Source organism: Lysobacter arenosi, from assembly GCF_016613475.2.
GTDB classification, from domain to species: domain Bacteria; phylum Pseudomonadota; class Gammaproteobacteria; order Xanthomonadales; family Xanthomonadaceae; genus Lysobacter_J; species Lysobacter_J arenosi.
Genome location: NZ_CP071517.1, coordinates 3379220 through 3391917, shown reverse-complemented (window position 1 = coordinate 3391917; position 12698 = coordinate 3379220). Strand labels below are relative to the sequence as shown.

The 12698-nt window shown below is 67.5% G+C and carries 8 protein-coding genes; 3 read left to right on the top strand and 5 right to left on the bottom strand.

Annotated features, from left to right (window positions below; translation table 11 throughout):
* Nucleotides 1-4: 4 nt before the first annotated feature.
* Together HIV01_RS15540 and HIV01_RS15535 are read right to left on the bottom strand one after the other, a co-directional pair.
* Complete coding sequence (locus HIV01_RS15540; protein ID WP_200609102.1) at nt 5-1342, bottom strand: amidohydrolase family protein; 1338 nt, start codon at nt 1340-1342, stop codon at nt 5-7.
* 56 nt (nt 1343-1398) lie between these two features.
* Nucleotides 1399-2763 (bottom strand): glutamate--cysteine ligase, encoded by a 1365-nt coding sequence (locus tag HIV01_RS15535; RefSeq protein ID WP_200609103.1) that lies wholly within the window; start codon nt 2761-2763, stop codon nt 1399-1401.
* A gap of 337 nt (nt 2764-3100) precedes the next feature.
* Between HIV01_RS15535 and HIV01_RS15530 the strand changes: the two genes are divergently transcribed.
* The gene (locus HIV01_RS15530; RefSeq protein WP_425600238.1) at nt 3101-4144 is read left to right on the top strand and encodes a LacI family DNA-binding transcriptional regulator; all 1044 of its coding nucleotides are present in this window, start codon (nt 3101-3103) and stop codon (nt 4142-4144) included.
* 1 nt (nt 4145) lies between these two features.
* On the opposite strand, the gene HIV01_RS15525 is transcribed toward HIV01_RS15530, so the two are convergent.
* The 3 genes from HIV01_RS15525 to HIV01_RS15515 form a co-directional block, all read right to left on the bottom strand.
* Complete coding sequence (locus HIV01_RS15525; RefSeq protein WP_200609105.1) at nt 4146-5840, bottom strand: alpha-amylase family glycosyl hydrolase; 1695 nt, start codon at nt 5838-5840, stop codon at nt 4146-4148.
* Nucleotides 5841-5849: 9 nt separating this feature from the next.
* On the bottom strand, nt 5850-7337 hold the full coding sequence (locus tag HIV01_RS15520; protein WP_200609106.1) for an MFS transporter: 1488 nt from the start codon (nt 7335-7337) through the stop codon (nt 5850-5852).
* Between the two features lie 80 nt (nt 7338-7417).
* Nucleotides 7418-9706, bottom strand: coding sequence for a glucosidase family protein (locus HIV01_RS15515; protein ID WP_245156832.1), 2289 nt, complete (start codon nt 9704-9706; stop codon nt 7418-7420).
* A 219-nt stretch (nt 9707-9925) separates the two neighbouring features.
* Between HIV01_RS15515 and HIV01_RS15510 the strand changes: the two genes are divergently transcribed.
* Together HIV01_RS15510 and HIV01_RS15505 are read left to right on the top strand one after the other, a co-directional pair.
* The gene (locus tag HIV01_RS15510; RefSeq protein ID WP_200609107.1) at nt 9926-11545 is read left to right on the top strand and encodes an alpha-glucosidase family protein; all 1620 of its coding nucleotides are present in this window, start codon (nt 9926-9928) and stop codon (nt 11543-11545) included.
* Nucleotides 11546-11552: 7 nt separating this feature from the next.
* Complete coding sequence (locus HIV01_RS15505) at nt 11553-12551, top strand: alpha/beta hydrolase (protein ID WP_207527007.1); 999 nt, start codon at nt 11553-11555, stop codon at nt 12549-12551.
* Nucleotides 12552-12698: the final 147 nt, after the last annotated feature.

The window sequence follows — 12698 nt, the reverse complement described above, 5'->3', positions numbered from 1 at the left end:
CGGATCATTTCACCTGTTTGCCGTGCTTGATGACGACATCGACGCGCTGCAACAACGCCACCTGCTTCAACACATCGCCCTTCACCGCGATGATGTCCGCGTACTTGCCCTCGACCACGCTGCCGTAATCCTTGTCGGCCTTCATCGCCACGGCCGGCCAATAGGTGGCGGCGCGGATCGCGTCCACTGCCGGCACGCCAAGCTGGTTGACCCACACGTCCAGCTCGTTCCAGGTGCTGCCGCTGTGGAACTTCATCGGGATGCCCGAGTCAGTGCCCACCAGCATCACCACGCCCGATTCGCGCAGCTGCTGGAACTTGCGCTTCAGCGTCGGCCAGCGCTGCGGTGTCTGCTGGAAGTAGGCGATGCGCTCGGGGTGCTCGAGTGAGTGGCGGATGTCGGCGACGATGTCCGGCGGCAGGCCTTCGTGCCACGCATCGCCATCGATGAACTCGTGGTTGCGCACGGTGTAGGGGAAGTTGAACAAGCCTTCGATCGTCGGCGTCCAGAAGATCGGGCCGGCGGCCATGTTGCCGGTGCGCTCGCGCAACGCGGCCATGACGTCCTCCGGGTACTCCGGCGACGCGCCCAGCCCGGTGTGCTCGAAGCAGTCGACACCGGCTTTTAGTCCGCGCCGGATTTCTTCCGGGCGATGCGCGTGCGCCACCACCGGCAGCTTGTGCTTGTGCGCCTCGTCGACGATGGCCTGCACCTCGGCCTCGCTCATCTGGTCCTGGTCGATCAGCTTGACCACGTCGACGCCGGCTTCAGCCAGCCGCCGCACCTTGCGGCGCGCATCCGACGGCGAGTCGACGCCCCAGCGGAACTGCTCGGTGCCGGGATAGGGCTTCTTCTGGATGAAAGGCCCGGACACGAACAGCGTCGGGCCCGGGATCTTTCCGCTGTTGATCGCATCGCGCACGGCGATGCTGTCCTCGAGCGGTCCACCCAGGTCGCGCGCACCGGTCACGCCGGCCAGCAGCAGCTGCTTGGCCGAGGCCGGCATGATCACGTCGCGGAAGCGATCCGGATAGGTCTTGTCCCAATGCTCGTAATCGGCGTGGCCGTTGATCATCAGGTGCACGTGCATGTCCCACAGCCCGGGCAGCACGGTCATGCCTTCGGTCGAGATCACCCGCGTGCCGGCCGGTACCGGCAGCGTGCCGACGCTGCCGACGGCGGTGATGCGCTCGCCGTCGATCAGCACCACGCTGTCCTGGATCGGTTCGCGCAACGTGCCGTCGACGAGGGTGCCGCCGACCAGGGCAATGCGTTCGGCGGCATCGGCCGCGCCGGTCAACAACAGCAGTGCCAGCCACCAGCCACGTCGGAATCCGTGCATTGCAGCCACCCCGGTCAACGGTCAGTAGCGCCTAGCCTACCTGCACGGGCTCGGGGTCAGTAGGCAAACTCGGTGAACACCGGATCGACGCTGCCACCCCAGGCACCATGGAACAGCTCGAGCTTGCGCTCGGCCGGGGTGATGCCCGCTTCGGCGAACTCCATCATCGGATCCAGGTAGATCGACTCGTCGGCGCCGTTGCGGTTGAGGCGTGCGCGCCTGGCCAGGCCGTGCGCGGAAATCTCCAGCGCCTTGCGGGCGAGGTCGAGCACGGTGCCGCCGCGGAACGGCAACTTCAGCGCTTGACGCGGCACGCCGTCGCGCAAGGCATGGCGTTCTTCCAGGGTGAAGTCCTTGACCAGGTCCCAGGCGGCGTCGAGGGCGGCATCGTCGTAGAGCAGGCCGATCCAGAACGCGGGCAGCGCGCAGATGCGGTTCCACGGGCCCGAATCGGCGCCGCGCATCTCCAGGTACTTCTTCAGGCGCACTTCCGGGAAGGCGGTGGTGCTGTGGTCGGCCCAGTCGCGCAGCAGCGGGCGGTGGCCGGGATAGGCCGGCAGCTTGCCGTCGAGGTAGTCGCGGAACGACTGGCCGGACGCATCGATGTACTCGCCGTCGCGGTAGACGAAGTACATCGGCACATCGAGCAGGTAGTCGACGTAGCGCTCGTAGCCGAAGCCATCCTCGAAGACGAAATCGAGCAGGCCGGTGCGGCCGGCATCGGTGTCGGTCCAGATGTGCGAGCGGTAGCTCAGATAACCGTTGGGCTTGCCCTCGGTGAAGGGCGAGTCGGCGAACAGCGCCGTGGCGATCGGCTGCAGCGCCAGCGAGACGCGGAACTTCTTGACCATGTCGGCTTCGGAGCCGACGTCGAGGTTGACCTGCACGGTGGAGGTGCGCGTCATCATGTCCAGGCCGAGCGAGCCGACCTTGGGCATGTACTCGCGCATGATCTTGTAGCGACCCTTGGGCATCCACGGCATTTCGTCGCGGCGCCACTTGGGCTGGAAGCCCATGCCGAGGAAGCCCAGGCCCATCGGCTCGGCGACCGCGCGCACTTCCTTGAGGTGGCTGGAGGTCTCGCTGCAGGTCTGGTGCAGGTTCTCGAGTGGGGCGCCGGACAGTTCGAGCTGGCCGGCCGGCTCCAGTGACACCGAGGCCTGGTCGCGGGTGAGCGCGATGACGCGGCCGTGCTCTTCCACCGGCTGCCAGCCGAAACGGGTCAGGCCCTTGAGCAATGCCTCAATGCCACGATCGCCGTCGAAGGTGGGCGGGCGCAGGTCATCGTTGCGGAAACCGAACTTCTCGTGCTCGGTGCCGATTTTCCAGTCCTCGCGCGGGCGCGCGCCGGAGCTGAGGAACTCGACCAGGTCGGCCCGGCCCTCAATGGCTACTTCCTTGACATGACTGGGACCGGACACATGCACCTCGCGGGGGAAACTCCATCTGCAGGGCTGATGCCCTGCTCGCGCGATGTGGCCAAAGCGCGGAACGGCGGTGCAGTGTCGCGTTTGAACTTGCAAGCGACGTGAAGGCACCCACCTGACCAGCATGGTGGGGACATCCCCGCTGATAGCAAGCCTTGCGCAGTGTAGCGGCGGGCGCGTCTGGAACAATGGCGGCCCTGAAACGCTGTAGGTCGTCATTTGAGGTTGCTGGGGCTTCCGGTCTGCCCTGCGGGAGGGTTTGAGCAGGCGCGATGCCGCGCTGCGGCATGCCTTGGCTGACCGTGCTGCCTACACTGCACGGATGTCCCAAATGCAGTTCGTCGGTCGCAGCAAGAAGACCAAGACCACCTCGCTCGACATCGCCCACCGGGCCGGTGTCTCGCAGGCGACGGTATCGCGCGTGCTTCGCGGCAGCCCCCTGGTCAATGCCGAGACCCGGCGCCGGGTCGAGGACGCCGTCCGCGAACTCAACTACAAGGTCGACCGCCACGCCTCCAGCCTGCGCACCCAGCGCTCGGGCACCCTGGCGCTGCTGCTGTTCGAGGACCCGACCCCGGACGAGTCGCACATCAATCCGTTCTTCCTGTCGATGGTCGGCTCGATCACCCGCGCCTGTGCGCGCGAGGGCCAGGACCTGCTGATCTCGTTCCAGCAGCTGTCCGACGACTGGCACGCCGACTACGAGGACAGCATGAAGGCCGACGGCCTGATCCTGCTCGGCTACGGCGACTACCTGGCCTACCAGGGCAAGCTGGAAAAGCTCGTCGAGCAAGGCACGCGCTTCGTCCGCTGGGGCGCGGTGCTGCCGGACCAGCCCGGCCAGTCGATCGGCTGCGACAACTTCAACGGTGGCCGCCTCGCCGGCGAGCACCTGGTTGGCGAGGGCCGTCGCCGTATTGCCTTCCTGGGCGGCGCGTCCAGCCACTGCCCGGAATTCTTCGACCGCTTCCGCGGCTGCGACGCCGCCCTGCGCGAAGTCGGCGCGGCGATGGAGGCGATCCTGCAGGTCGATGCGGAAAGCTCGGAAGAGGATGGCTACAACGCCGCCGCCGAACTGCTGGAACGTGGCGGCGCCTTCGACGCGGTATTCGCCGCCAGCGACCTGATCGCCATCGGCGCGATGCGGGCATTGGCCGATGCCGGCCTGCGCGTGCCAGAAGACGTCGCCGTGGTCGGCTTCGACGACATCCCGATGGCGCGCTTCGCCACGCCGCCGCTGACGACGATCTTCCAGGACACCAAGCGCGCCGGCGAACTGCTGGTGGAGACGCTGATGCGGCAGGTGCACGGCGAGGCGACGCAGAGCATCACGCTGCCGGCGTCGCTGGTGGTGAGGAAATCGAGCGGGGCCTGAGTTACTGCGGACGCTTGGTCCGCATCGCCGTATCCAGTTCGCGCCGAAGGTCGGCGCGCTGAACCGGTGCATCCAGTAGATAAACCTCGACGCCATGCCCCGGCACGGTTGTGTTCAGCGCCTTGCCTTCGGCGACGTTGAGCTCACCGCCACCGATCGCCGCCTTCCACCGGCCCGCCTGCAACCAGCGCTTCACCTCGAACTGCGCCGGCTGGTCGCCCTTGTTGAGCAGCACCAGCGCGATCTGCGACACGCCTTGGTGCTGGTAGACGCGGTAGAACGCGGCCTTGTCGGCCTTCAGCAGCACGTCCAGCTGCACGCCGCGCTGCAACGCCGGTGACGCCGCGCGGACCTTCGCGATCCGCTTGAGGTTCTCGCGGATCGGATTGCCGACCGCGGCATCGACCCGCTCCTGGCCGAAGTAGTTGCGGTTGCCGGCATGCTCGGCGCGGCCGCGCATGAAGCCGACTTCCGAGCCGTAATAGATCACCGGGATGCCGCGCGCGGTGAACAACCAGTTGTTCGCGTCGATGAAACCCTCGTCGCTGGCATCCAGGCGCGGCATGTCGTGGTTGTCGTAGAACGTCATCAGCTCGTACGGGTTGGCGTACGGCCCGCCCTGCAGGTACAGGCGCGGCTGCAGGTTCTCGTAACCGTGCGGCTTGTCGCCACGGCCGAACACCTGCGCCATCCGCTCCTTCATCGGGAAGTCGAGCACGCTGATCGAGCCGTTCTTCGCCCAGGTATGCGGGGCGATCTTGTCCGGGTCGTACTCGAAGTTCTCGCCGAACATGAAAAGTCCCGGCCGCTGCGCGCGCATGCGGTCGGCGAACTGCTTCCAGAAGGTATGCGGCATCCAGCCAATGGTGTCGATGCGCAATGCATCGGCGCCCTGCCCCAGCCATTGCAGGTAGGCACCGGACAGGTAGTCGAGCACGGCCGGATTACCGTCGTTGAAGCTGGCCAGTTCGGCGATCTCCGCCGGCGAGCGGTAGAACGCGTGCAGCGGATTGTGCTCGGGGTCGAGCTTCTCCGGCGGCAGGTTCTGGTGATCGGCGAGCAGCTTGCCGTCGCGATCGTAGACCTTGCCGAACTCCGGCTGGCTCTTCGGCATCGAGAACGCGGGCGAAGCGTGGTTGCCGACGATGTCGAGCACCACCTTCATATCCTGGCCGTGCATCGCCTTGGTGAAACCGGCGAAATCCAGGCCCGGGCTGGGCAGGTGCTCATCGAGTTTGTAGAAGTTCACGCCCCAGTAGCCGTGATAGCCGGTCTTGCCCTGGTCGGTCCAGAAGCTGCCCCAGCTGACCGGCTTGCCGCCGGTGAAGGCGGCATCGGGCTGGTCCACTATCGGCGTGATCCACACCGCGGTGAAGCCCATGTCGCGGATGTAGCCTACGTTGTCGAGCACGCCTTTGAAGTCGCCGCCGAGGTAGCCGATGTTGTCGGTCTCGCCGTCCGGTCCCGGCACCGGGCGGTCGAAGCTGCGCGTGGCCGGATCCGGCCCGCCCTGCTCACGATGGTCGTTGCCGGTGTCGCCGTTGACGAAGCGGTCGGTGACGACGAAGTACACCGACTCGCTGGCGAAGGGTTCGAGCGTGCCGTAGTAGTCCGGCGCCCGGTCGGCAGCTGCCGCTTGTGCGGAGAGTACGGCCAGCAGCGTGGCGGCGAGCGGTCGAAACTTCGGGTTCGGCATCGATTGGTCTCAGTGGCTGGTGGCAAGCGTGGCCGCGCGGGGATCCTGCACGCGCAGCACGCACAGGCCGGCGACGAACAGGCTGACGGCGCCGATCGTCAGCGCCTGGATTGGCTGGCCGCCGAAGAAGGTCTTGAGCAGGAAGCCAAGCAGGCTGGCCGCGACCAGCTGCGGGATCACGATGAAGAAATTGAAGATGCCCATGAACACGCCCATCTTCTCCGCCGGCACGCTGTCGGCCAGCAGGGCGTAGGGCAGCGACAGGATCGAGGCCCAGGCGAAACCGACGCCGACCATCGACAGCAGCAGCCAATGCGGGTCGCGGATGAAGAGGAACGAGATCAAGCCGAGCCCGCCGAGCCACACATTGATCAGATGACTCATGCGCAGGCCGATGCGGCGCACCATCCACGGGATCACGATGGCGGCCAGCGCTGCGAACCCGTTGTAGGCGGCAAACAGGACGCCGACCCAGTTGGCGCCTTCGTTGTAGAGCGCCGAGCCGGTGTCGTTGGTGCCGTAGTGGACGCCGGTGACCGCGCCGGTGGTGTAGATCCACATGCCGAACAGCGCGAACCAGGAGAAGAACTGCACCACCGCCAGGCGACGCATCTCGGCGGGCATGTCGTGCATGTCGCCGATGATGTGGGCGAAGGCGCTATCGCGCCGCAACAGCGTCACCACCAGCAGCGCCAGGCCGTAGCCGGCGGCCAGGCCGGCGAGCACGTAGAGCTGGCGGTCGAGGTTGTAATGCATGACCACGTACGCACCGGCTGCGCCAAGCAGCAGCCACACCGCGCCGTTGCGGCGTGCACGCACGTGGTCTAGCGTGCGCTGTGGCGCACGCTGCAGCGTGTCGTGTGCGCGGAGCACCTCTGGCGGGTACTCGCGCGTGCGCACGATCGTCCAGCCGACCGAGAGCATGAGCACCGCGCCGCCGAAGTAGAAGGCGTAGCGCACGGTGTCGGGCACTTCGCCCGGGCCGGCGGTGTTGCCGACACCGACCTGCGCCAGGAACCACGGCAGCAGGCTGGCGATCACCGAGCCGACACCGATGAAGAAACTCTGCATGGCGAAGCCGCTGGCGCGCTGCGAGGTCGGCAACTGGTCGCCGACGAAGGCGCGGAACGGTTCCATCGAAATGTTGATCGACGCGTCGAGCACCCACAGCAGGCCGGCGGCGATCCACAGCGTCGGCGAGTTCGGCATCGCGCACAGGGCCAGAGTCGCCAGCACCGCGCCGATCAGGAAGTAGGGGCGGCGCCGGCCCAGGCCCGTCCAGGTGCGGTCACTGAGGTAACCGACGATCGGCTGCACGATCAGCCCGGTCAGCGGCGCGGCGATCCACAGCGCCGGGATCTCGTCCACGCTGGCGCCGAGGGTCTGGAAGATGCGGCTGACATTGGCGTTCTGCAGGGCGAATCCGAACTGGATGCCGAGGAAGCCGAAGCACATGTTCCAGATCTGCCAGAACGACAGCTGCGGTTTGGTGGTCATTGCGCCGATCCCCTGAGATAGATGCCGTCATTCCCGCGAAGGCGGGAACCCAGCGACTTTGACTTCGATCACGGCGGAAGTCACTGGGTCCCCGCCTTCGCGGGGAGGTCGGCAAGTCGGACCACATGCAGCTCGCCCAGTTCGGCCGAGTTCAACGCGCCGGCCGCGCCACCGGTGCCGCCGGTGTAATGGGCGAAGTGGCTCAGGTAGCTCATGTTGAAGCCGTCGCGCAGGTCGAAGCGGCATTGCGCTCCGGCCCTGGCGTCGAACACGACCGCGCTGGACAGCTGCCGGGCCTGGCCGTGCGGCATCACCAGTGTCCCGGTCTGCTGCGGCTGGCCGGGGCAGTCCACCACCAGCGTCTTCACCGCCGCGGTGATGCCGGTGTTGATCGGACCGTGCGGATTGACGAAGTCCAGGCGCACCGAGAAGCGTCCGCCCGACGTGGCCGTCCATTGTCGCGGCCATTCACCGGCGACCGTGGTCTGGTCAGCGATGCAGTGGGTAGGACCATGCAGCGATTCGATGCCGCCCTCGCCGATCCGGGTCAGGCTGAGGCACTGCTGGTACGGCTGCCTGGCCAGCGTCACCGCAATGGACGACGTGCCGGCATCGGCGCGGCGCTGGCCGTCGACATACAGCCGCGTGCCCGGTGGCAGCGTGACCCGCCATTGCGTGCCGGCCGCGTGCACCAGCGGCGCCTGTGGCGAGGCAGGCGCGAACGCCGCCGCGTCCGTGGCCAGCGTTGCCTGCGTGCTGCGGGTGGCGACCAGGTCGACAACGGTGTTTACCCCGTCGACGCGCGTCGTGCCGGCAACCAGCAAGTCACCTTCGATCGCACGCGGACGACGCAGGGTGACCTTGCGCTGGACAAGTTGCAGCGAGATCTCGTCGCGGTCGCCGAACAGCATCGGCACCAGCTGGGCCGGCAGCATCGGCTTGACGCTGCCGTCCTCGCCGACGCCGAAGACGCCTTCGATGACCATGTCCAGATAGGCCGCCACCGACCACAGCTGACGCGGCGAGTTGACCACCGGCCCACTGAGTGCGCCGTCGTCGACGTGCACGGCCTGCGTGACCAGTTCGAAGTTCTCCATGTTCGATCCGGCCAGCGCGGCACCGCGCATCAGCGAGCGGATCTCGTGGGCGATGCGCGGCGCATGCCCGACCGTGCGCGCGGCGCGCAGCGAGTAGGCGCTGACGAACGGCCAGATCGCGCGGTTGTGATAGATCGCGGTGTCGGGCTGCTGCGGCCAGATCACCGGGCTGCCGCTTTCCAGCGCCGGGTAGCGCGACAGCGCGCGGCGCGCGCGATCGGGCGGGGCGATGCCGCTTTCGATCACCAGCGCCAGGCCCAGCAGGTCATACGCCTCGAACGGGACGCGATGCTCGGCCGTGCCGATGTAACTCATGTACAGGCCGCGATCCTCGCGCCAGAACGCACGGTCGATGGCCTTGGCCAGCGCATCGGCCTGGCGCGCATAGGTCGCCGCGCGGGCATCGCCGCGACGCCTGGCCATCTGCTCGCCCAGGCGCAGTGCCTGGTACTGCAGGACGTTGGTCGACAGCGCGAACGATTGCGCGATGAAGGCGACATCGTTCGCGGTCCAGCGCGGGTAGGACTGCTCGCGCCAGTCGAGGTAGGAGGTTTCGCCGCGATACAGCCCGACGCTGTCGTCGAAGACGAACTGCCGGTCCTGCGCGAGCGTGTAGGTCAGCGCGCGCCAGGTTTCGTCGGCGAAGCGGCTGCCGTCGGCATCCTTGCCATCGATCAGATGGCGCGCCGCCAGGAACCACACCACCCGGTCGCTGCTGATCGGCCAGCTTCCGCCCGAGCCGGTGTCCTGGGCGACGAAGAATCCACCCGCGGCCGCGGGCGGCCTGACGCCGGACAGCTTGAAGCGCAACGAGGCACGCGTGCGCTCGGGCGACACCCGCGCCAAACCGAGGTCCGCCGCGTAGGAGAGGTCGCGGGTCCAGACGTAACGCCACTTCTCGCCGGTCTCGAAGCAAGGGCAGGCAATCGGCTTGCCGTTGTCGAAGGCGCTGTCGGTGATCGATTCGACCTGCGCCTGCTGAACCTCGAGCTGGGCCAGCGCGAACAGGCCGTCGAACAGCGGGCTGGCGGTCTGGCTGCGCAGGGGCTGCGACGGGATGGTGCGCGGCCTGGCGGCACCGGACAGCACGTACCCTTGGCCGCCCTGTGCCATCTCGACGCTCTGTCCGCGCCACGACAAACCGTGTTGCCATGCAGCATCGGCTGGAGCGGCAGGCGGCTGCGCCGATGCGACCGAGCAGGCGATGGCGAGCGCACCCGCGACAAGGCCTGGAACCCTGGCCTGACGGCGTGCGGTTGCGGCTTGACTCATGCATCGCCCCTTTGCGAACAGCGGCCATGGTAGTTCGCGGCACCGATGCGCACGCGCTTGCTGCATACGTATTCATCGCCAAGCAGGCGGACCTGGCAATCCCGACGGCTACCCGGCATGGAATAGTGCGCACCAATGCGTGCCCCCCGGCGCGCCCAACGACACACAAGCGGCGCGCGGATGACGATGGCGGCAGTCACAACGGACAGGAAGGCGGCAATGCAGGACGCAGCATGGTGGCGCGGCGCGGTGATCTACCAGATCTACCCGCGCAGCTTCCTCGACACCAATGGCGACGGCGTCGGCGACCTGCCCGGCATCATCGAGCGGCTGGACTATGTCGCCAGCCTCGGCGTGGATGCGATCTGGATCTCGCCGTTCTTCAAGTCGCCGATGGCCGACTTCGGCTACGACATCGCCGACTACCGCGACGTCGACCCGCTGTTCGGCACGCTGGACGACTTCGACCGCCTGCTGGCCAAGGCGCACTCGTTCGGCATCCGCGTGATGATCGACCAGGTGCTCAGCCACACCTCGGTCGAGCACGCCTGGTTCAAGGAAAGCCGCGAGAGCCGCGACAACGCGCGCGCCGACTGGTACGTCTGGGCCGATGCCAGGCCCGACGGCACGCCGCCCAACAACTGGCTGTCGCTGTTCGGCGGCGTTGCCTGGCGCTGGGAACCGCGCCGCGGCCAGTACTTCCTGCACAACTTCCTGTCGTCGCAGCCGGACCTGAACTTCCACAACCCGGCCGTGCGCGAGGCGACGCTGGACAACGTGAAGTTCTGGCTCGACCGCGGCGTCGACGGCCTGCGCCTGGACGCGATCAACTTCTGCTTCCACGACCAGCAGCTGCGCGACAACCCGCCCAAGCCGGCGGAACTGCGCACCGGGCGCGGATTCAGCCCGGACAATCCGTACGCGTTCCAGTACCACCACTACAACAACACGCAGCCGCAGAACCTCGACTTCCTCGAGGACCTGCGCGCCCTGCTCGATCGCTACCCGGGCGCGACCACGCTGGGCGAGATCTCCTCGGAAGACTCGCTGGCGACGATGGGCGAGTACGTCAACGAGCAGCGCCTGCACATGGGCTACAGCTTCGAGCTGCTGACCGACGACTTCAGCGCCGCCTACATCCGCGGCACGGTCGAGGACCTGGAAGCGAAGATGACGCGCGGCTGGCCGTGCTGGGCGATCTCCAACCACGACGTCCGCCGCGCGGTGACGCGCTGGGGTGGCGACAACGCGCCCGACGCCCTCGCCAAGCAGCTGGTGGCGCTGGTGTGCTCGCTGCGCGGTTCGGTCTGCCTGTACCAGGGCGAGGAACTCGGACTGACCGAAGCGGAGGTTCCGTTCGAATCGCTGCAGGACCCTTACGGCATCGCGTTCTGGCCGAACTTCAAGGGCCGCGACGGCTGCCGCACGCCGATGCCGTGGAACGGCGGCACGCATTCAGGCTTCAGCGACGGCAAGCCGTGGCTGCCGGTGGCCGAAACGCACAGCGCGCGCAGCGTCGCCGTGCAGGATTCGCAAACCGATTCCGTGCTCAACGGCGTTCGCCATCTGATGCGCTGGCGCAAGGCGCATCCGGCGCTGGTCGCCGGTGACATCACGTTCCTGGACGCACCGGAGCCGGTGCTGGCCTTCACCCGCCGCAGCGAGGACGAATCCCTGCTGGTGGTGTTCAACCTGTCGGCACAGCCGCAGCAGTGGGCGATTCCCGCGAATCTGGGCGCGCTGGCGCCGGTTGACGACCATGGTTTGCTGGCCGGACATATCGACGCAGGCCAGCTGCACCTGCCGGCGCACGGCGTGTTCTACGCGCGAATCGGCTGATCGATCGATGCGCGCGAGTGCCGCCATTGCCGCACTCGCGCTGATCGCATCGTTCGCGCTGCCGCTGCGGGCCGAACCGGTTCGCGTGCAACTGGACGCACCGGCCTTCGCGCCGGAGCAGGTGAAGCTCTCGGTGTACCTGCCACCGGGCTACGGCGACCATGCCGACCGCCGCTACAGCGTCCTCTATATCAATGACGGCGAGGACATGCCGGCCGTCGGCCTCGAATCGACGTTGTCGCGCCTGTACGCGCAGCAGGCGATCGAGCCGGTGATCGTGGTCGCCATCGACATGCTCACCGATCGCATGGGCACGTACGGCCTGTCCGACCGCGCCGCCGGAGCAAGCCGGCCCGGCAGCTCGCGCTTCGGCCCGATCGGCACGCGCGCGCACGACTACGCGCAATGGCTGGCTGGCACGCTGGTGCCGTACATCGACTCCCACTACCGCACCGTGCCGCAGGCCTCCGGCCGCAGCATGCTGGGCTGGTCGCTGGGCGCGTTGCAGGCGTTCGACATGGGTTGGCAGTACCCGGAACTGTTCGGACGTGTGGGCGCATTCTCACCCTCGTTCTGGTTGCCGCCATCGCGCGCGCCGGGCGATGAACGGCTGGCGCAATCCATGGTCGAGCGTGGCCCCAGGCGCGAGGGCCTGCGCATGTTCATCGCGGTGGGCAGCGCCGAAGAGACCGACGATCGCGACCACGATGGCGTCTTCGACGCCCTCGACGACGCCCTCACCCTGATCCGCGGCGGCCGCGAAGGCGAACGCGAATTGCAGGGCCTGACGGGACTGGGATATCGGGTGTCGCTGGCGTACGAGCCGTGCCGCCCGCAGTCCGACATCGATTTCCTGCTGCTCGCCGACGGCTGCCACAACCAGGCGTCATGGGCTCGCATGCTGCCGGTATTCCTGCATTGGGCCTATGCCACGCCCGCGGCGAGCGCGATGCCGCGCTGTCGCGATTACCTGCCGGCACCTGCTGCGCCAACACCAGCGCCTTAGGCGCTGATCGGCCTGCGCCTTCCGGTGCCTGGCCATCCCGCACCGCCCGCCCTGAAGAGGGAAGGCGCCGGCTGCGTGCGCCCCGAAAACGATTGCAGCCCCCAACTGCCTGCATGCCGTGGCGATGAATACGTATGCAATGGAATT